At 35.2% G+C, this 20,784-nt stretch carries 22 protein-coding genes; 10 read left to right on the plus strand and 12 right to left on the minus strand.

Features of this window, described 5'->3' with window-relative positions:
- Position 1: 1 nt before the first annotated feature.
- A complete protein-coding gene (locus H3U49_RS06530) occupies positions 2 to 1,297 on the minus strand; it encodes a PTS sugar transporter subunit IIC (protein WP_198180655.1) in 1,296 nt (431 codons plus the stop codon).
- 149 nt (positions 1,298 to 1,446) lie between these two features.
- Between H3U49_RS06530 and H3U49_RS06535 the strand changes: the two genes are divergently transcribed.
- Positions 1,447 to 1,680: a hypothetical protein gene (locus H3U49_RS06535; protein WP_046332832.1), complete on the plus strand. Its 234-nt coding sequence runs from the start codon at positions 1,447 to 1,449 to the stop codon at positions 1,678 to 1,680.
- A gap of 65 nt (positions 1,681 to 1,745) precedes the next feature.
- Here the strand turns inward: H3U49_RS06535 and H3U49_RS06540 are convergent, their stop codons facing one another.
- From H3U49_RS06540 to H3U49_RS06575, 8 genes are all read right to left on the minus strand, one after another.
- Positions 1,746 to 2,453 carry a DUF975 family protein gene (locus tag H3U49_RS06540; protein ID WP_198180656.1) on the minus strand — a complete coding sequence of 236 codons (708 nt, stop codon included), beginning with the start codon at positions 2,451 to 2,453 and terminating at the stop codon, positions 1,746 to 1,748.
- Between the two features lie 238 nt (positions 2,454 to 2,691).
- Positions 2,692 to 3,666: a serine hydrolase domain-containing protein gene (locus H3U49_RS06545; RefSeq protein WP_198180657.1), complete on the minus strand. Its 975-nt coding sequence runs from the start codon at positions 3,664 to 3,666 to the stop codon at positions 2,692 to 2,694.
- Positions 3,666 to 4,973: a D-alanyl-lipoteichoic acid biosynthesis protein DltD gene (gene dltD, locus H3U49_RS06550; protein ID WP_198180658.1), complete on the minus strand. Its 1,308-nt coding sequence runs from the start codon at positions 4,971 to 4,973 to the stop codon at positions 3,666 to 3,668. Before dltD ends, H3U49_RS06545 begins: the two co-directional genes overlap by 1 nt.
- Entirely contained in the window at positions 4,966 to 5,205 is a 240-nt protein-coding gene (dltC, locus tag H3U49_RS06555) for a D-alanine--poly(phosphoribitol) ligase subunit DltC (protein ID WP_198180659.1), read from the minus strand. Before dltC ends, dltD begins: the two co-directional genes overlap by 8 nt.
- 28 nt (positions 5,206 to 5,233) lie before the next feature.
- Positions 5,234 to 6,478: a D-alanyl-lipoteichoic acid biosynthesis protein DltB gene (gene dltB / locus H3U49_RS06560; protein WP_198180660.1), complete on the minus strand. Its 1,245-nt coding sequence runs from the start codon at positions 6,476 to 6,478 to the stop codon at positions 5,234 to 5,236.
- A complete protein-coding gene (gene dltA / locus H3U49_RS06565) occupies positions 6,478 to 7,992 on the minus strand; it encodes a D-alanine--poly(phosphoribitol) ligase subunit DltA (RefSeq protein WP_198180661.1) in 1,515 nt (504 codons plus the stop codon). Before dltA ends, dltB begins: the two co-directional genes overlap by 1 nt.
- A gap of 15 nt (positions 7,993 to 8,007) precedes the next feature.
- Positions 8,008 to 8,160: a teichoic acid D-Ala incorporation-associated protein DltX gene (locus tag H3U49_RS06570; protein WP_198180662.1), complete on the minus strand. Its 153-nt coding sequence runs from the start codon at positions 8,158 to 8,160 to the stop codon at positions 8,008 to 8,010.
- Positions 8,161 to 8,274: 114 nt separating this feature from the next.
- Positions 8,275 to 8,592 carry a hypothetical protein gene (locus tag H3U49_RS06575; RefSeq protein ID WP_198180663.1) on the minus strand — a complete coding sequence of 106 codons (318 nt, stop codon included), beginning with the start codon at positions 8,590 to 8,592 and terminating at the stop codon, positions 8,275 to 8,277.
- Between the two features lie 559 nt (positions 8,593 to 9,151).
- Here H3U49_RS06575 and cbpB point away from each other — a divergent pair.
- The 3 genes from cbpB (at position 9,152) to H3U49_RS06590 (ending at position 12,549) form a co-directional block, all read left to right on the plus strand.
- The gene (gene cbpB / locus H3U49_RS06580) at positions 9,152 to 9,637 is read left to right on the plus strand and encodes a cyclic-di-AMP-binding protein CbpB (protein WP_198180664.1); all 486 of its coding nucleotides are present in this window, start codon (positions 9,152 to 9,154) and stop codon (positions 9,635 to 9,637) included.
- A gap of 284 nt (positions 9,638 to 9,921) precedes the next feature.
- On the plus strand, positions 9,922 to 10,494 hold the full coding sequence (locus H3U49_RS06585; protein ID WP_198180665.1) for a hypothetical protein: 573 nt from the start codon (positions 9,922 to 9,924) through the stop codon (positions 10,492 to 10,494).
- 186 nt (positions 10,495 to 10,680) lie between these two features.
- Entirely contained in the window at positions 10,681 to 12,549 is a 1,869-nt protein-coding gene (locus tag H3U49_RS06590) for a heavy metal translocating P-type ATPase (RefSeq protein WP_198180666.1), read from the plus strand.
- A gap of 70 nt (positions 12,550 to 12,619) precedes the next feature.
- Here the strand turns inward: H3U49_RS06590 and H3U49_RS06595 are convergent, their stop codons facing one another.
- Positions 12,620 to 13,297 (minus strand): CPBP family intramembrane glutamic endopeptidase, encoded by a 678-nt coding sequence (locus tag H3U49_RS06595; RefSeq protein ID WP_198180667.1) that lies wholly within the window; start codon positions 13,295 to 13,297, stop codon positions 12,620 to 12,622.
- A gap of 209 nt (positions 13,298 to 13,506) precedes the next feature.
- Between H3U49_RS06595 and H3U49_RS06600 the strand changes: the two genes are divergently transcribed.
- The 6 genes from H3U49_RS06600 (at position 13,507) to H3U49_RS06625 (ending at position 19,377) form a co-directional block, all read left to right on the plus strand.
- On the plus strand, positions 13,507 to 14,598 hold the full coding sequence (locus H3U49_RS06600) for a YdcF family protein (RefSeq protein WP_370466811.1): 1,092 nt from the start codon (positions 13,507 to 13,509) through the stop codon (positions 14,596 to 14,598).
- A gap of 98 nt (positions 14,599 to 14,696) precedes the next feature.
- Complete coding sequence (locus tag H3U49_RS06605) at positions 14,697 to 17,042, plus strand: ABC transporter ATP-binding protein/permease (RefSeq protein ID WP_198180669.1); 2,346 nt, start codon at positions 14,697 to 14,699, stop codon at positions 17,040 to 17,042.
- Positions 17,043 to 17,201: 159 nt separating this feature from the next.
- Positions 17,202 to 17,927 carry a glucosamine-6-phosphate deaminase gene (locus H3U49_RS06610; RefSeq protein WP_198180670.1) on the plus strand — a complete coding sequence of 242 codons (726 nt, stop codon included), beginning with the start codon at positions 17,202 to 17,204 and terminating at the stop codon, positions 17,925 to 17,927.
- Between the two features lie 156 nt (positions 17,928 to 18,083).
- A complete protein-coding gene (gene amaP, locus H3U49_RS06615) occupies positions 18,084 to 18,638 on the plus strand; it encodes an alkaline shock response membrane anchor protein AmaP (protein WP_198180671.1) in 555 nt (184 codons plus the stop codon).
- A gap of 11 nt (positions 18,639 to 18,649) precedes the next feature.
- A complete protein-coding gene (locus H3U49_RS06620; RefSeq protein WP_045928847.1) occupies positions 18,650 to 18,832 on the plus strand; it encodes a DUF2273 domain-containing protein in 183 nt (60 codons plus the stop codon).
- A 14-nt stretch (positions 18,833 to 18,846) separates the two neighbouring features.
- Positions 18,847 to 19,377 (plus strand): Asp23/Gls24 family envelope stress response protein, encoded by a 531-nt coding sequence (locus H3U49_RS06625; RefSeq protein WP_370466810.1) that lies wholly within the window; start codon positions 18,847 to 18,849, stop codon positions 19,375 to 19,377.
- 387 nt (positions 19,378 to 19,764) lie between these two features.
- Here H3U49_RS06625 and H3U49_RS10035 read toward each other — a convergent pair whose 3' ends face one another.
- Together H3U49_RS10035 and H3U49_RS06630 are read right to left on the minus strand one after the other, a co-directional pair.
- Positions 19,765 to 19,851, minus strand: coding sequence for a putative holin-like toxin (locus H3U49_RS10035; protein ID WP_366938454.1), 87 nt, complete (start codon positions 19,849 to 19,851; stop codon positions 19,765 to 19,767).
- 366 nt (positions 19,852 to 20,217) lie between these two features.
- Positions 20,218 to 20,634, minus strand: a complete 417-nt coding sequence (locus H3U49_RS06630; RefSeq protein ID WP_198180673.1) for a hypothetical protein — start codon at positions 20,632 to 20,634, stop codon at positions 20,218 to 20,220.
- Positions 20,635 to 20,784: the final 150 nt, after the last annotated feature.

Consider the following 20,784-nt stretch of genomic DNA (forward strand, 5'->3'; position numbering starts at 1 on the left):
ATCATTCCTTCTTCTGGTAAGCAATTTTTATTCCGATTTTTTCATTGATTTTAATTACTGGTAAAAGCAAAGCTATATCTAACAGAAACAGCAGTAGCGTAAAAATCAGCGTTGGCCAGTTACCATTTGTACCGAAAAATGAGACTAAAATTCCCGGGGTTCCTTTTAATATTTGATAAACACTCACAGGAATAATATGTAGGTTGACAGCAAATACTGCTAATGTCATGTTAATGAGCGGAATTAAGACACTCGGTAAAACAAATACTGGATTTAGGATTAAAGGTAAACCAACTGTAAACCCTAAGGTAGAACCAAAAGCAGCCGGCAATAAATTAAGTCTAGCATTTATTTCATTTTCCCTATTGTCTCGTCTTATTAAAAGCAATACAATCACAGCTAAAACAAGGCTAGCACCACCCATTATGCCATAACTGTTAATGAGTGAACTGCCCAAGTATTTGTATGGCACATTCCAGGAATTACCGTGTTTTAATGTATAAGTTAAATTTTCAGCGGTAAAAGCATTGTTAACCGCCCCCGATAAAGACCGCAGCGGATAACCAATTCCAAGCCAATCTAAAAAAGTAATTACGGCAGAGAGTATTAATACTTCACCGAAATTATTAGTAGTCTGAACCCGGCTGACAATTTCATTAAAACTGGCAGAGTTAAGCAACTTAAGTTGTAGTTCATATATCAAAATACCCAAAAGGATGCCCAGCATTAATGAAATACCACTAGGTAAAACAGCATCCCCTGCCCTTTTTTGAATTACTTTTGTGCCTTCATCTTTTACATAAGAAAAATCTTTCCCTAACCAATGAAAAATTTGACCTACACAGTAGCCAACATTCAAAGCAATAAAAACCGCATTAATTTGTAACAAGCTGGCAGTAAAAGGCATGCGCGCATTACGACCACTACTAGATGCATACGAACAAAAAAGCATAATTAGAACAGCAGTTAAACCTGCCATAGTTGAATCTTTATGGTAAAGCCGTGCAGTATAACGGGCCATAAAATAACTGGCATAGACGCCAAATACGCCAAAAGTAATTTCTACCATTCCACGGCAAACAAAAGATCCACCATACCAAATATGATCAGATAAAACTGTATCTAAATTAAAAATATTATAAATCAGTCCATTGGGCGTAAAAATCAGATCATTAAACAACTTAAAATATGAGCCGACGACAGCAACTGGCATTAATACTGCCATGGTGCGCCTTGTCGCACGAAAAAAAGAAAAGTTCTGCAAACGAGCTAGCAAATTGATAGTAAATTCTTGCATTAATTCAGACCCTAACATTGAATATTGTATTTAAAATAAAATAATACTCTATTTTTTTATTGCTAGCTATTTTTTATACCCTTAATTATTTTTTCTTATTAGTTATGAATAAAATGGTATAATGAATGTATATTTTAAGGGGTTTAAAAATGAGCAGAAAGAAAATCGAATTAACTGAAAAAGTAGCAAAGCTAACAGAAAAGTATTTGGAAGTTAACGATACTGATTTTAATGACTTAATTAACAAGGCACTAAAGCTATACCTGATGGATCATTTGAATTCCAGTCAAATCAAAGAAGCCCTTAAAAAGACCGATGATTTCAACTCTAAATATGCTGGCAAATGGTTTCAAGAGAGTATTGAAGACTTAAACAAATACTAATTTTTAAATAGACACTTAAAAAGAGCAGGATAATGAACATCTTGCTCTTTTAGTTTATTATCAATTTAATTTCTTAAATAGCGATCGCCAGCTAATCTGCGGTAAAAATTGGCTTTGGTGGTCTGTTCGTATGGAACTAGCCAAATATAACCAATGCCAAAAGTTAGTACACTCAAAAGATACCAACCAATAAAACTTAAATTTAATACAAATAATTCCCATTTATGCCCATTCATTAACTGACGGCTTAGCGTAATTGCTGTTGTTGCATGTACCTCTTGCCCACTTGCTACCAAGTCATTAACAATATAGGGCGTCATGGCATAAGAATAAGACTTAATTAAGCCAGGGATAACTAATAATAAAGACCACAGAAATTGAAAAATATACTCACAAAGATAATTCAGAAATTCCGGTACAAACCGACCATCAGTAAAAACAGAAAAAATACCTTTAAAAAAGCCTAACCTTTCTCCACGAGCAAAATGTAAGAAAGTAACCACCATACTCAACATAAAAAAGCTGCCAATAAAAGTTAAACCAGTATCAGGACCTAATTGACCTGCCCAAAATGCAGGTTTAAACAGTGAATCAATTGAGCCGGTTCCCATGACATCATTTACATTATTTGCAATCTTAAGTGAATTGTTTATTGCTGGCCTAGCAAAAAAGAAACCGACAAACAAGGTCATTACTATACCAATAATAACTGCCCAGCCCCAGTTATGACGCAGTTGATTTTTGGCTTCTAGTTTTAGTTCCGCTCTGTTCATAACTTATCTCCTTATCTAGTATATATTAAATATATTTTACCCCCTAGCAATGGCAGATAGCAATGAAAACACTAAAAAAGCCTAGTTCCACCAACATCGGAACTAAGCTCACACAGTGTTTGTGCCACCATTACTGACCACATTATAGAAATTTTACATTTTCGCTACCGGAGAAAATGACTACTTCCCTATGGTGACACAACAGAATTTTAGCATGCAATTAACCAAAAAACAAGTTTCAACCAACTATATTTGCACTGTCAGCCTTACGGCCAAGCAGTTCGAGCATGATTTGATTAATTTGACTTTTCAACTGGTTAAATTCACCTTCACGTGTTTTATTAGATTGTATTATCACTATCGTTTTGGCATCATTAGTGCTGCGCATGAAAGTATAATAACCCTCTCCTGCACCATTAGCCGTTTTAGTTTTTAATTTTATATTATTATAAAAACCGCCATTATAATAAGCCGGAGGCCCAGACTGGTATAGTAATTTACGACTCTTTTGGGTTAACAAACTGCCAGAAAGCAGGTATCGCATTACTTTTGCTAGGTCATGATTGGACATCACTATTGAGCCAGCTCCTAATTCATTACGAGCCCCCCTTAACGCAACCTTATGCTTAACCACGTCATAGCGACCTTTGCGGTAAATCATTCCAGGTACTAAATGACTGGAAATAATTTTACCTGGCTTTGACCATAAAAATTCTGTTTGTTTCAGCTTTAAAGGCTTGATATAGGTATCACGGAATAACTGCTCGTAGCTTTGTCCAGTTACTTTACTCATAATGCCGCATAAGTACACATAATTTAGTGAACTATAGTGCCACTTATTTAATAAACTAGGTTCAAAAATAGTTTTAGCAGCATCATGTTGAATATTATCAGAGTCAGAGACAAAATGCTTTCTGCCCAATTTTGCTCCTGGTTTAAGATCAAGGCCTGCTGTCATAGCTAACAGATTTTTAATTTTGACTTTTTGTGCCCCAGAAATTTGCGGATAAAATTTACTCAATTTATCCTGCAGGCTTAACTTGCCTTCCTGCACGAGCCGCATAATGATTGCAGCCGTCATAGATTTCTGTACAGAATTGATTAAATAACTAGTGTCAGTATTATTGCCTAAAGCATAGTTAAGCATTATTTTGCCATTTTTAATGACTAGGATTGAGCCCTTAATTCCCAGGGCATCAACTTGCTGGCGCACTATTTTTCTTTTAAAGATTCTTTTGAACTGCCATTTACTGGATTTTCATCTGTTAAACTAACCTGGTATGGCTTCTTCTGCCACTTTTTACTATAAAAATAGTTATGTATATTATAATTGCGTGGCAGATCACTTTGCGCCATGAATGGCTTTACTGCCTTGTCAACAGCTACCCAGCCGCGCCAGCCCAGGTGAATAGTATCTTCCATGAAATACTGTTCACCACCACGCTTGGATAAATCAGTAACGTTATCAAAACCTTGACTAGCCAGTTGGTACTTAATCTTAGAAACAGCCTTCTGGTACATTGTTTGTGATAAGCCCGTGTAATTAGACCATTTTTCATTAATCGGCGGGATAATGAACAGTACATTGGTATGCTGCTTGGCAAACTGGTGCAACATTAATTCAAAATCGCTGTATTCTACCGATTTAGTGTAATTAAAATGACGTTGACTATCTTTTAATTTGGCTAATAAACGTTTATTCAATCGTTTTTTGAAGAAACGATTGTTAATACCAAAATTATTAGAATTGGTGTTTATAGCTGCCTGCTCACTTGCTACTTTATCTAAAGCCTTTATTGAATAGGTATTGGGCAATAACTTTGCTTGCTTATTGATCTTTTTAATGCGATCGCGCAATTGGAAAGTGCTGAAGAATTTATCTTCATTGTTAAGCATGCGCCGCTGATTTTCTAAGTAAAAGCGCTGAAACCCAGTTAATTTTTGCCCTCGGGCAATTCTTTTCATACCCAGTTTGATAACGCCCTTCACTTCCGGCATCTGCAAGAAACGTTTAGCCGCATAGCGGTTAGTCACCGTGTCTTTTTTTATTCCTAAGAGAAAATTACAGGCCTGCAGCGGTGAATAGTACAGCGCGAAGGCATCCGGATTTTGACCCTTTTTAGTAAACCACTGTGGTGAAACAATGACTACGGCTTTTTTACCCTTAAGCTGTTTAGCAGTCCCCTGCATTTCCAAAAAATGTGCTAAGGATTGGCTGCCCGCTCCGCCTAATAAAAATGGCCGGTAATTGCGGTGATATTTTTGCGCAATTACACTGGGATGCAATGGATCAAGCCTTGACAATTCACTTGACCCATAAAAAGGCACATAACCATCCTTAAACGCATCCTGTTTCATTAAAGAGCCCTTAAAAATAGTATTAGTTTGCGAATTAGCCGCTTGATAAATGGCATCCTTAGAAAAAGTCCGCTCCCACGGCATTAAAAAGATAGCCAGTAGCAAGACAAATGCGCAAAGAACCGGGCCAAAAATATGCCACAGTCGGCGTTTGTTACTCATTTTCTAAATTTTCCACCTTTGCCACAATTTTATTGGGCGTATCCCATTCATTTCTGTCAAATTCAGAAACGGGTACATCTATCTGGAACTTTTCTTGCAAATTTAACAGCATTTGGACACTGGCCATTGAATCCATTAGACCATTAGCAAAAATATTCTCATCCATTTTGTCTGTTAAATCCTCACCAGTTAAATCTTGTAAAATTGCTAAAACTTCTTTTTTGGTATCCATGTTAAAACTCCTTAAATAAAATCATTGACTATTGCCAGCCAAACCATAACTGACTGAGAAAACCTGAAAAAATCAGGAAACTAAAACACACTACATTAAAAGTTACAAAAATTGCCAGCCATTTCGTATATTTGTTCGATGGCAATTTATCTTTGTGCTTCTTTTTAAACCGCAGCCAGCAATCATTGATAATGATGGCAAAAGCATGGAACAAGCCATAAACAATATAATACCAGGTTAGTCCATGCCAGAAGCCCATCACTAAAAATAAGAGCAGGTAAGCAGCCTGTGACAGCCTGACTGGGTTCTTGAACAGCTTTTTCTTCATTGCAAAGAAGGTAAAACGCATGTAGATGTAGTCCCGGAACCAGAAAGACAGGGTCATGTGCCAGCGGTTCCAGAATTCTTTGATGTTTTGCGAAATAAACGGCTTGTTAAAGTTCATTGGGGTGTGAATACCCATAAAGTAGGAAATTGACACGGCAAATAAAGAATAGCCCGCAAAGTCAAAGAATAAATACATGCTGTAGCAGTACATATAAGCTACTACCCACCAGGAAAGTTTCAACCCGCCCACAGCTGTACCTGTAATTAAAGCAGCTCGGGTAATTCGGGGCAGCCAATAGGTGCCAAAGAACCAGCCAAGAACAAATTTATATAAGAAGCCTTGAAACAGATAACGTGTTGCCAGCTCTAAATCGTTTAGATACTGTTCACGCTTTGGCACCGTGTCGCATTCTTTAGCAAATCTGCGGTAACGATCGATCGGTCCCGAAGAAATAGTTGGAAAGAATAAAAGAAAACGAAGATAGGTCCCCAAGTTAAGTTCTTTAATAGCGCCATCGCGGACTTCCATCACGACCTGAACTGTCTTAAAGGTCAGATAAGATATCCCCAAAAAAGCCAGCACTCCTGGAATTTTTGCTTGCGGAAAAGCAGTCTGTACTTTAACCAAAACCAAAGGCACAATTGCCAAAATTACAGCAAAGTAGAAAACCCAGGTTCTATTTGGACTGTTCTTGCGGCGGCGATAATAAAGATAGCCATAAGTGACCAGCAACTGAAACAAAATATAGATGATTAAATTAACGCCCTGCTGCCACTTTTCACCATCAAAAATGAGAAACAAGAAAACTAGTGAGAACACAACCTCATAGATTTTCAAGCGGTGGCCCCAATACAGTCCAATGATGATGGGTATTAAGCCAATCATCAAATAGACGAAATAATGCGGATTGGAATAAGGCTGCAAGTTAATGAAATTAGCGTTCACTACTCGTTGACCTCCTTAATGACGGCCTTAATATCAACTTTACCATTTTGCGAGACCGGCAATGTTTCACGGTAAACATAACGCTGCGGAATCATGTACGGCATCAGTTCTTTAGCTAAATCTGCTCTGATCATCTTAGTAATTTCTGCTTCAGAATACTTTTCTTTCACGCCATCTTTGAGTTTAATTTCGGCAACTATTTGCTTAACCGTATGATCTTGATTATATTTTGGTGCAGCTACGCCGTGATCAACCAACTTGTTCATACCTATATAATGGTTAATTTCTTCTAATTCTATGCGATAGCCGTTAAACTTGATTTGGAAATCGATTCTGCCGCGGTAAAAGAGCATATCCTGGTCAAAGAAGCCTTCATCCCCTGAGCGGTGGCTCATATATTGGTCACCCGGATTTTTAAAGAAAGCTTTGACCGTTTTTTCCGGATTATTCATATAACCTTTAGAAGTACTTGGTCCAGAAATAATAATTTCACCTTCATCTGGCTGGTCACCTTTAGATTTATCAATGATAATTTTGGTATCTGCTTTAACCTTGCCAATTGGGAGACGATCATATTTCTTTAAGACAGCATCAGTAATTTCTACCTGAGTAACTGCAACTGTAGTTTCAGTCGGGCCATAAGTATTAAAAACTCGTGCCTGCGGGAATTTCTTTTTTAACATTACCACCTCAGTATGCGGCAGCTCTTCGCCACAAAACATAAAGTGGGTCAGATTTGGATGATGCTTTTCGTCAAAAGTCTTATCTAAAAAACACATTTGGGCAAATGACGGCGTTGAGACCCAGACATTAAATTGTAGTTTAGGCAAAGTCTGGAACAATTGCGCAAAATTTTGCGTAACTTCATGCGGCAGAGCCACCAATTTCCCTGCACCGACTAAAGCAGGATAAAGACTCATGACTGAGAGGTCAAATGAATACGGTGCTTGAGACAAAAAAGAAGGGTGCTTCGGCAAGTCAAAGTCCGTCATTTCCCAGTTGACGAAACTGAGCAGGTTATTATGACTGATTTGCACGCCTTTAGGTTTACCACTTGTGCCTGAAGTAAAAATGACGTAAAAATTGTCATCACCTTGAACAAAGTTGGCAGGATCAGGTTCAAAATCCCCCTTTTCTACATCAGCAGGATGCACTACTTTAATAGGTGGCAAATCAATTTTCGGCAGTTCATCAATTGCTAAAATTGCTTCAGCATGAGAAACTTCCTGAATCATAACAATTCTTTCAGCATTTGAATAGCTGGCAATAGGAATATAAGCATGTCCCGACTTAACACAACCAAGAAAACTGGCGATCATTTCAAAATCCTGCCCGCCCCAGATCATCACTGGGCTTTGAGGTGAAAGATTTAAACTTACAATTTTATGAGCCCATTCATCTGAGCGCTTTTTTAAATCACCATAAGTATTGGTTTTGCCCAAATAATCATAGGCTATGCGTTCTGGCTCTACTTGAGCAACTTCATCAATTTTTTTAATTACATTTTCAATCATATTATCGTACCAGCTTTAAAATTCATTGTAGATAAAGTGAACAGATGTTAAACCACTATATTGGTACAAATAAATCAGTACCATTAAAATGACGCAATAGATAATTGTCGTCAAAACAAACTTACCAATACGTTTAGCGCGTGAATCCGTTTTTTCTTTTTTAGCCATAATTTCATATCTTTCTCAATATTAATAAAATGTACTATCGAATATAGTACTACTAAAGATTTGCAACTAAAAAAATCCTCTTAAACTTTTACCAAATTTAAACATTTCTCCTTATTATCCGTTATTCAACTTTCGGCAATCATTATAAGCAAAACAAAGCGGAACTAAAATGATAAATGAACCAAAAAGCACGGTAAGCAGTAGTAAAATAAAAATGTTTGTTGGCTTTAGCCAGCGTTCACTTTGAGCAGTTGTCAAAATATAAACAGCAAATAAGACTGTAAAAATGAGTTCCCCTAAAAGCGTGTATCCTAAAGCACCTTGACTAAACATCTGATACAGCCAAAGCCAGCCAGATGCTGGCAGCAGGCAAAGCCACCCTGAAAAACGAAGCCAAAAAACGATCTTTTTACGATAATCTTGTTTTCCCATTTTTCTCCTTAAAATTTCAATTTTTCAAATAAAGTAAAACTAATTATAACAAGGAGTTTTGCAACAAACAATTTTGTAGTTACTCAAAATTTGCATTTTGAGATTTTCGTCATACTTTTTTCACATTTTCTAGTTATACTATAATTGTGATATAGGAAAGATATACATTTTTCTTATATCACACTCAACTTTTTGTTTTTCATTCATACTCCTCCAAGTATAATAATGAAAAAACCGAAATGACTTTACAGGTCATTTTCATATCTATCCCTTTCGACTCACGTGCGTTACGTGAGTTTTTCTATGCTCTTAAACAGTTCTAAAGAAATTCTTTACTCTTTTATAAGAGTTTTTCTACTTTAACTTCATATTTTAGAGATATCATTTTAAATGTAGTAAGCAAATAGCAAGCTTACTACATACTCCCACTTTTTTATTTCATTCATTCTTACTCCTTCAAAGTAGATGAAAACTAACAGGCTCGCACAACTTGCGGGCCTTTTTTCTTTGTTATAGTATAAATTTAGCTACTTATTACTCTATGAAAGGTTTATATCTAATGTTCTCACCCACAATAAAACACTTACTGGAAGAAAAGTCAGGTTCATTCATTATTCCTGCTTCCCGGATCGCCTTTGTTGAAGACGACAATCCTTTATACCATGCTTTTATGATTTTAACTCGGGTTAAATATTCAAAAATTCCAGTTCTTGACCGGCAAAATCGCGTTGTCGGCCTATTAAGTTTAGCAATGATTACAGATAAAATGATGGAAACAGATAGAATTTCACTTGAGCCCTTAAACAAATTATTAGTGCGGGATGTGATGCAAACCAAATTCGACAAAATAAACTTCGTGCAGACTACACTGGAAACCCAACTTCATTTGTTAGTTGACAATGCCTTTTTACCTGTGGTCGATGATTATGGTGTTTTCCAAGGACTGTTAACCAGACGTGAATGGATTAAAGCTTTTAATTACATTTGTCATAATTTTGAGAAAGAATATAAAGTTATTCCGATTACCAAAGATAAGCTATTATAAAATATACTGAAATTTTATTTTTGTTTATTCCTTTTTAGTGTACTTTATTACAAATTAAGCTATAATAATCATTAGTAGGGAAACACCAGTGCTTTTATTTGGTAATCCAGCTATTTGGTTAATACAATGTTAAAAATCGATTTTAATTTGATATTTATTTTTTGATATATACATATTTATTAATTATAATCATTTTACTTTATAAAAATAAATAACGCTTTACTGAATTAGTTAACAAGAATTGATGGATATTCCTTAAATAATCAGAAAAGAAGAGCACTATTATGGCAAGTAAAACAATTTCTGCGCAATTGACATTTTTGATAAGCGCAATTATAAAAAATTGGACTTACCCAGACGATCAAGAGCTTTCACTTAAAGAAAAGTCTGAGCTGGTGTCCCAACTAAAGGAACTGGCACAAAACTCAGATGATATGGAAGAAGCCGCTAAAATTACTGAAGCGTTTTATAAAGACAAAGTTGCTAAACGTTTTAAATCAATGGATTCTAATTTTTCGTGGATTTTTATAATACTGCAACATGAACTAGTATCCGCTACCCGTTTGCATGCCCTGCTTCTCGATCTGGCTCATGAAGAAAATTTTTCGGAAAAAGGAATTGCAAAAATTAACCATTATTTTGTTGAAACTGATGATCATGGCGACAATGACAACTTTATTACCATGTCATCTACGGACATAATAGATTCTTTAGGAAGGACTAAAATTTTTCACATTCAACCCTCTAAGGAAGAAAATGAGACTCCCGATATTAAAAATTCTAAATTCGTGCCTAAACCTAAGCCGGTAAAAACTGAACCTCAGTTCAACAAGATTATTAAACTAAAAGATCACTAAGTAAAAGAAGGCAAAAAATGATCTGATCCCCAAATTTGTTCTAATTTTAGGGTTCACATCAGAATTGCTTTCTTTTTTTATTATATTAATTTGCATCTAATTTAGACCTATTCTAAATAAAATTAAGTATTTAGTGTTAAAATAGGAAACATAATAATTAGTTTAATTTACGGGAGGAAGCTATTAATGAGTTTTAAACGCCAATGGAAATTTATTCTTGTATTAGCAATTGGGATAGTGGGGCTTTTTTGCCAATTAGGCTTGAAGACTAAAAGTCTTTTTCAAATAGGAAACTTACAATTTCCTATTCAAGCAGTGTTAATCGACATTGTGGGCATCATGATGGCTATTTCCTTACTTGCCGAAATTGCCAGTGATTTTAAATCCGGACGCTATGGCGTCGATATTTTAGCTGTTATTGCAGTCGTTTCTACTATACTGATTGGTGACATTTGGGCCGAATGGATGATTTTGGTCATGATGACTGGCGGTCAGACACTAGAGGACTATGCCACTGGACAAGCAGATAAAGAGTTACGCTCTCTTTTAAGCAATTCACCTACTATTGCCAACAAAATTGTGAACAATGAACTCGTTTCTGTTGACGTTGAACAACTAAAAATTGGTGATCATGTGTTAATTAAACCTGGTGAACAAGTTCCAGTTGACGGAAAAGTAGTTAATGGTGAATCAAGTTTTGACCAGTCATCATTAACTGGAGAATCCGTTCCGGTTGCTAAAAAAGCTGGAGATGAATTAATGTCCGGCTCAATTAATGGCAGCGTAGCAGTAGAAATGGCTGTTACTAAAAAAGCGAGTGACTCTGAATACCAGACAATTGTTTCACTAGTTGAATCATCGCAAGCAAAACCGGCTAAGTTTGTCAAAATGGCTGACCGTTACGCTGTACCTTTTACCATTATTTCCCTGGTAATAGGTATTGCTGCCTGGATTCATTCCGGTAACCCAGTCAACTTTGCAGAAGTTATGGTTGTGGCTTCACCTTGCCCATTGCTAATTGCAGCGCCTGTTGCACTGGTATCCGGCATGAGTTCCATGTCTAAACATCATATTATAGTTAAGTCTGGTCCCACTTTAGAAAAACTGGCTACTGCAAAAACTTTTGCTTTTGATAAAACTGGTACTTTAACAGAAAATCAGCTGGTAATTGATGAAATCGTACCTGCCAGAGACAGTAGTTATAGTCCAGCCATCCTGCAAAGTTATGCTACCAGCGTTGAGCAACAGTCAAGCCATATTATTGCCAATTCACTAGTCAATGTAGCTGATAAAAATCTTTTAAAACCAGCAACAAATATCAAAGAATCAACTGGCCAAGGAATTAGTGGTACTGTTGAAGGACACCTAGTTAAAGTTGGTAAGTTAGATTATGTTAAGCCCCAAGAAAAAGCTGCTACAGTTAATGCTACAGCAGTTTATATTTCAATTGACGATAAGTATGCCGGTTATATTACATTTAAAGACCAAGTTCGTCCCGAAAGTGCTGAGACAATTGCACGTTTGAAACGTCAAAGTGGCGCACACATTATGATGTTAACTGGTGACCACAAAGATGTAGCTGATAAAATTGGACAATCTGTCGGTGTCAACGATATTCGCTACGGTTTGCTACCTGCTGAGAAGATAGCCGCTATTAAAAATGTACCTCAAGAAAAGCGACCCGTAGTCATGACTGGTGACGGCATTAATGACGCTCCTAGTTTATCAGCTGCTGATGTTGGTATTGCTATGGGAGCCAAAGGTGCTTCTGCTGCCAGTGAAAGTGCAGATGCAATTATCATGGTAAATGATTTATCTAAAATTAATGATGCTGTGGCAATTTCTAAACATACCATGAAAGTTGCTAATATTGATGTGCTAACCGCTATTACAATTGTAGTTATTATTGAACTGATTGCATTTACCGGCATTATCCCTGCTTTTTGGGGTGCCATTTTGCAGGAAGTGGTTGATATGATTTCCATTAGCTTGGCTCTTTTAGCAAAAACTACTCCTAAAAATCCGGAGCAAACAGGAATTAGTCCTGCAAAATAAACCAAATTAGTAAAATCTGAAAAAGCCTGATAAATTAACGTTTACTAAACAACGTAGTTTATCAGGCTTTTTATACGAATCCTAATGCATTAAAAAGCATATGGGATATAATTGAATAACGCAAGTCCTTGGTAGTTGTGTAAACCCAGGCTAATACGCAACCTAATGCCCAATAGACCAGTATATATTTCGTAAATCCAGGATCATGTACATATCCGAAGATAAGTCCACTGAAAAGAATGCCTAACCATTTATTTAAATTATTATTTTTATAAAAGAAAGTGTTAAAGAAATAGCCACGAAAAATAAATTCTTCAAATACTGGACCTATAAATATCACCATTACTGGAAAAAAGTTTCCTGCTTGGTGAGAAAATTGATCTAAAAGATTCTGATTAGTCGAAGTTTGCTCCGAATTAAAGCCCAGTGCCCATTGTATGGTTGCACTGACTATAATCAACATTATTACGCCTAAAAGGGAAAGTAATATTTTCTTAAATTGCCAATGTGGTCTACTATTATAATTGCGCTCGTTATTATGGCGCAACTGCAGATTATATAAATAAAGCACTATTAATAAGGCTATTAGCGTAATTATCGCAGTTAGAACTATAAAGGGAACATTTCCTAAGTGTAGTTCTTTACTTAACCTGTGGGGATAAAAATAAAATTGTTGCACAACGCTATAAATTATAAAAGAGACTACTATTGTAATTACATTCCCCAAAAAATAGAAAAATTTCTTCATTCATTCCACCCTTTTCAAACTATAAGTGAAAGCAACATTAATTAGTCCTTTGCACAAAATATTGTCTTAACCTTGAACCGATCTGATTTCGCTATTAAAGCTCAAATATTTCCCGGGAAATAACTTTATTATTCTATCATATTTTAATTTACTATGACTTTTTATTCATCTTTATTATAATAGACTTAGCTTTGAACTTAAGGTAGGATATTATGATTAGATTTTTTGAAGTATTAAACCAAAACCGTTCGTTTATAATTCTTTCACTTATTATGCTTGCAACCTTTGCAGTTTTTTTAATTTCTTGGCTAAAAGAACCCAGAAGATTGCTTAACGGCATTCTTTTTACCATTTTTTTGCTGGCATTTGGTGTTTGGCTGACTGTGATGATTCTTTCTACCAGTTTAAGACCACTCATACTGACATATGAAATTCTAATAGTGCTATTCGTTGCAACAATTACTTTGCTGGCAGCTTTTTCGTGGCTATTTTTTCTATGGAATGCCTACATCGTCTGGAAACGTGAAAGTCATACACTATCAAATTTATTAACTCTATTTATTGGTATTGGCATAATTGTTGTTTGGCTAGTTGCTCTAGTTGGACCCTTTAGAAATTTACCCTCTTGGGTTAGAATTTTATTATATGCACCAACAGCTATTTTGGATTACCTTCTCTTCGTAGCCTATAACTTTTTAGTAAACTTAACCTTTTATCAAATTGTTCCTAGACAATATAACCAGGACTATTTAATTGTTTTAGGAGCGGGATTGGCCCACGGTGAACAAGTCACCCCATTATTAGCCAGTCGTATTAATCGTGCTATCCAATATGCTCAAAAACAAGTTACCAAGGGACGGAAGATGCCCAAATTAATTATGTCTGGCGGTAAAGGTGGGGATGAAAAAGTTTCTGAGGCTCAAGCAATGACTGAATATGCAATAGCCCGTGGAATAGAACCAAAAGACATTTTATTAGAAGATAATTCCAAAAATACATACCAAAATATGAAATTTTCAGCCGAAGTAGCTGCAAAAGATTTCGGCAGTAAAAATTACAAGGCAAAATTCTTTAGTAACAATTATCATATTTTTAGAGCTTCTCTTTACGCAAAAGCAGCTGGTCTAAATGCAAATGGTGTAGGATGCTATACTCGTCTTTACTTTCTGCCTAATGCAATTGTGCGTGAATTTGCTGCAGTTTTACTACTTAAAAAGAAACGGCATCTAGTCGCCATATTTTTAATCATTCTTTTCTTTGTTATTTATGCTCTATTTGATTTTACTGGTATCATCCACTAAATAATTCAAAGATAATAACCATCATATTTTGGCGTTACTCTTTCATAAATGTTAAACTATCTCTTATTAATTAATTATTAAAAGAAAGAGAAAAAGACATGTTACAATTAAAAGATTTACGCAAATCATACCATGTCGGTGATACGGTTACTCATGCACTTGACGATGTTTCTATATCATTTCGTAACCAAGAATTTGTTGCAATTTTAGGCCCCAGTGGTTCCGGTAAAACTACGTTATTAAATGTTGTCGGTGGACTTGATCGCTATGATAGCGGTGATCTCATTATTAATGGCAAATCTACTAAGAATTTCAAGGAAACTGACTGGGATGCATATCGAAATAATTCTGTCGGCTTTGTTTTTCAAAATTATAACTTAATCTCACACTTGTCAATTATTGCCAATGTTGAATTAGGAATGAATTTATCCGGAGTTTCTGCCTCAGAACGACGCAAAAGAGCAATGGATGCTTTAACTCAAGTCGGTTTGAAAGAACATATTTCTAAAAATCCTAACCAATTGTCCGGTGGTCAAATGCAACGTGTAGCTATTGCTCGCGCTTTAGCTAATGACCCCGATATTTTGCTTTGTGACGAACCCACTGGCGCCCTTGATACTGAAACTTCTGAGCAGATTATGAAGTTAATTAAAGAGCTGTCAAAAGACCGCTTGGTAGTTATGGTTACGCACAACCCCAAGTTAGCTCAGGAATATGCGACCAGAATAGTTAACTTTCAGGATGGAAAAATTTTAAATGATTCCAACCCTTTTATTCCCGAAGAAGAAAAAGATACTTTTAAATTAAAGCGCACAAAAATGTCATATTGGAATGCTATCAAATTAAGCTTTACCAATATTATGACTAAAAAGGGCAGAACAACTTTAACTGCTTTTGCTTCAAGTATCGGTATTATTTCTATTGCCGTCGTTTTAGCTTTATCCAATGGCTTTCAAAAACAAATTGATACGACTATGAGTAAAGCACTGGCTAAATATCCCGTGACCATCAATCAAACTGCTACTGATGCCAGCAGCGTTGCAGACCGGAACGAATCTGAAAAGAATGTTAAAAATCGGGGTTATTTAACCGTTGAAAAAGATAAGATGCAGGAATCCACTCATCAAAATAAGATTAACCAAAAATATGTTAATTATGTCAAAAAAATAAATCCCAATTATGCTAACAATATTTCCTATCAGCGTGGAATTAACCTGAATTTGCTCACTCGCAGCAAAAATAAAATTAAACGTGTCCAATTTTCTCCTATTTCAGCTAATTCAGATAGCTCTCAAGCAGCTGCACAAATGCGAATGCAAGCAATTAGTGCCACTGGCTTAGGCTCATCAGTGTTTCCTACTACACTTAATTCCAGTAAAAGCAATTTTCTTAAAGAAAATTATCAACTTTTGTCTGGTGCATGGCCGCATAAGGCTACAGATTTGGTTTTAGTAACAGATAACGAAAACAAATTAAACATTAATATTATTAAAAACTTAGGTTTGAAGGCTAAGGCCGGTGAGAAGTTAAATTATCAAAAATTTGTTGGGAAGAAATTTAAAGTTGTCGACAACGATGACTATTACCAAAAATTGCCAACAGGGATGTTTATTCCTCAAAAAATAAGTAATTCTATGTATGACAACAGCAAAACCCAAATGCAAATTGTAGGTATCATTAGACCAAAAGATGAGAATTCTATGGCACTCCTGTCTTCAGGAATTGCTTATAGCGATCAGCTAACTCAAAACATTATCAAGAAGAATAAAAAATCAGAAATAGTACTAGCCCAAAAGAAGGCAAAACAAAATGTAATGACCGGACAAGATATGAATGCCCGAGAAAAGAAACAGATGCTGCAGTCAATTGGTGGTTCAACCATTCCAACGAGTATTATGATTTATCCCAACGATTTTGATGCTAAAGATAAAGTGCTTGATTATTTAGATAAATGGAATCGTGGTAAAAAAAGGAAGAATAAAATCATTTATACTGATATGTCGAGTGCCGTTACTTCAATGACTGGTGGCTTACTTAACGGCATTACCACCGTATTGGTTGCATTTGCTGCTATTTCGTTAGTAACTTCAATGATCATGATCGGCATTTTAACTTATACTTCTGTTCTTGAAAGAACGAAAGAAATTGGTATTTTAAAGGCTTTGGGAGCTCGTAAGAAAGATATTACTCGGGTTTTTGATGCTGAAACATTCATTCTGGGCGTCTTTTCTGGAATTTTGGGAGTAGTTGTTGCCTGGCTGCTAGTCTTCCCTATTAACAGTCTTTTATACTCCATCACAGATTTAGCTAACGTTGCCCAGCTTAATCCAGTACATGCTTTGATATTAGTCATTATTTCAACTGTTTTGACAATGGTTGGTGGACACCTGCCGGCACGTATGGCTGCTAAAAAAGATGCGGCAATAGCATTAAGAAGCGAATAAAACAAATTTAAAAAGTCCAATTAATGTTACATGTGAAACAAACATTAGTTGAACTTTTTTATTTACCAAAAAGAGTGCCTGCTATTATTGCCAAGTTTATTGACAAATTGGCATATACCAATTTATAATTGAGGTAACAACTATGGAGGGGCAAATAAGATGAAAGTTATTATCTCAAGTGACAAGACTAACGGCAGTAAAAAAGGTTTTGAAATATTTAAGAACAGTATTGAAAGTGGCAGTAAAGTTATTGGTTTAGCAACTGGTTCCACTCCTGTAAATCTTTATCAAGAGTGGGCTGAGAGTAATCTAGATAACAGCAATTTAATTAGTATTAACCTTGATGAATATGTAGGTTTGACTCCTGATAATGATCAAAGCTATCACTATTTTATGCAAAAGAATCTGTTTGCTAAAAAGCCTTTCAAGCATTCATATATTCCTGATGGTATTAGAGCTATCAAAGATCCAGAAGGAACTTCTGCTGGCTATAATAAAATTATCGCTGAAAATCCGATTGACATTCAATTACTAGGATTAGGTCAAAATGGCCACATCGCTTTTAACGAACCAGGTACATCATTTGATTCTGTTACACACGAAGTGCAATTAACAGAGAATACTATCAAAGCCAATTCTCGTTTCTTCAATAATATTGACGAAGTACCTAAATCAGCAATTTGCATGGGAATTGCAAATATAATGTCCGCTAAAGAAATTGTGATTATGGCCTTTGGTGATAATAAAGCTGAAGCTGTTCAAAAGATGGTTGAAGGTCCAGTAACTGAGGAAGTCCCAGCTTCAATTTTGCAAAAGCATGAAAATGTAACTTTGATTGTTGATCAAGCTGCAGCAAATAAATTAAGTGCAAAATATTCTAACTAATTAATTTAAATGATATACAAAAAGGCGATGCGTAAATGCATCGCCTTTTTGTGTGCTATTTTACAAACTATTATTGTATACATACGGTGCATATTATTAGTCTGTTAAAATAATCAGTATTATTATTAAGATGAACCATGAGAGGATGGTGATAAGTTGAAAAGGAGTAAAAAATGGCTATTGGTATTATGTATGTCGTTACTACTACCTGTGCCTTGTTACTTAATATGGGAAACCAGTAGTTTCTGGCAAAAATATTTAAAGATTAAATTACCGCATTTAGGTTCTCTTAATCCTATATTTGCCTGGTATTTAATTGGTATCAGTATAATTGTTTTTATAATACTAATTGTTAGTTTAATTGTCATCCTATTCTGGCCAGTCCAGAGAAACTTTAATTTAATTCATAAACGTGATGGTCAAGTTAAGGTTACTACAAAAGCCATTAATAGCTATGTAATGAATTCACTTGCTGACTTGCCTTATTTAAATAATGCAAAAGTTAGTTCCAAACTTACGAAACACCGGATTAAAATTAAAATTGGCGGTGACTTGGGTCCAGGTGAAAACATTGCCGCCCTACTTGACGATTATCTTGAAGAATTAAAAAAGAGCCTGAAGCAATTGCTAGGAATTGAGCAAAAACCAAAAATTAAAATCAAGTTTATCAATTATCACAAGGGTGATAAACCTGAAAAGCGCGTTCAATAAAGGAGGTTAAGATGAAAGAAGAATACAAAAAATACCTCCCAGAAATAAGCGGTGCTGTAATTGGTGTTTTACTAGCATTATGCTTTTTGGTACTGGGATTTTTCAAAACTATTTTTGTCATCGTGATGTTAGTCTGCGGCTTTTTGGTTGGACATTACTGGCCAGTGTTCAAAAAAATGCTGCAAAATAAATAATTTATATAAGGAGTATATGCAATATGGTACAATCAAGTTCAAATCAAGGTAGTTCAAAACCAGAAGTTAAAGGTGACTTAAAATACGATTCAAAAGTAATTCAAAAAATCGTGGGTATTGCTTTATCAGATATTAAAGGTTTACTAACTGTTAACGGTGGCTTTTTCTCAAATATTGCCGATAAAATTGTTAACAGTGATGATGTTACTTCAGGCGTAAATGTTGAAGTTGGTAAAAAACAAGTAGCTGTTGACATTGAAATTGTTGCAGAATATGGCGTTGATATTACCAAGTTATACGATCAAATTAAGCAAAAGATCCAAGAAAAAGTCAAAGAAATGACCGGTCTTGATACAGTTGAAGTCAACGTTACTGTAGTTGACATTAAAACTAAAGAGCAACACGAAAAAGATTCTGTCAGCTTGCAAGACCGTATTACCGGGGCTGCTCAAGATACTAAGGATAAAATTACCGATCAAAAAGATAAGGTTCAAGATAAAGCCGAAGAAAAGAAAAAGGAAACTAAAGAATCTAGAGTTAAATAATAAACATAATTTCAATCTGCAAACACAAAATTTATAAAGTACGTGTCTGAGAACAAATAAACTATGAATTTACGAAAAAAAGAAGGTAAAGCATAATTTTGGTGTTAACCCTAAAATTAGGACACTTTATTAGTTGTTAACTTCGGATAGCATTCAAACCGTATAGAGAAAAATTAGGGATAACTCAGATAACTTAATCAAATTCTTGTGCAAGATTAGTTTAATCATGCTAAAATATATCTATAGAGCAAAAGAAGCCTTGTAAAAACAAGACTTCTTCTCTGAATTTCAAGCAGCCGCTTTAAAGGCGGTTGACTCAATTACGTTTTTAATCAAAAAGACCAATCCCATAACTGGCCAAAGTTATTGTTGGGACGGTCTTTTTGTTTACCTGTGCTTGTCGATATAGGTCAACAAGACAATAATAAACGAGGCAAAGGCCAGCGCTAATTCTAGCGCATGGAATACGCTCACTTGCTGAACACCTTTCTAAAAGATTTCGTGCCATAAGCACCCTCTCCTTTCAAGTGAAACAGCCAACCGCCCTCAAAACAATTTGCTATCAATTCAAATTTAATTATAGCAAAGATTGCCTTATTCCTAAGCAACAGTAATCGTTTAATTTAAAAGACTAGACCACTTTTGATGTTAACCCTAAATTAGGACACTTTATTAGTTGTTAGCGAAGGACTAATCTCCGATATTCAATCGGAGTTAGTACTTTTAGTTTGATTTCAATTTTATCTTGTTTAGATAATTTAGTCATAAAAATAACCTCCAAATTTGTCCTAAATTTGGGGATCATTTCATAACTTTACTGCCTTTTATAAATTAATGAAATTAACCGTAATATTGATCATGGTCTAAAGCAGTTTCATCGAAATTAACTATCACAAATTCATAGTTTGAAAAACACTCCATCCAGTTGTTATAATAGTCGTTCTCTTTTTTTAGCGACTTACTGTTTTCTTCTCCTTCTATTATAAAAGGCTTTGAACGTATATTAAAATTTGCATGTATTGCACCTAGCAAGTTCAATAAACACAAGAAATCTTTTGCTGAAGCCACACTTACATGAAAAGATTTAAACGAACTATTGTTTTTGCCAAGATAACTTTTTGCTCTATTATACTCAGCAGCAGATTCTGCCCTATAATTTTCAACGCTATTTACATTCTCTTCAATAATAGCTGTCGGAGCTTGTTTTTTAAAAAGATCTAGTATCTTTCTTAATTTCGAAAATTGTTCATCATTCATTTTTATCATTCCATTTAAAAGGCAGTGCTTGGAAATATTATATCTCCTAAGAAACAATCAATTTTACCGCTTATTTCTGCAGAATCTTAGGTAATAGCTACATTTGCATTTAAGAGTAACTGCATAAAACACTATGCTCATAATCTAAAA

The sequence above is a fragment of the Lactobacillus sp. W8174 genome (assembly GCF_016100975.1).
Lineage (GTDB): Bacteria > Bacillota > Bacilli > Lactobacillales > Lactobacillaceae > Lactobacillus > Lactobacillus juensis.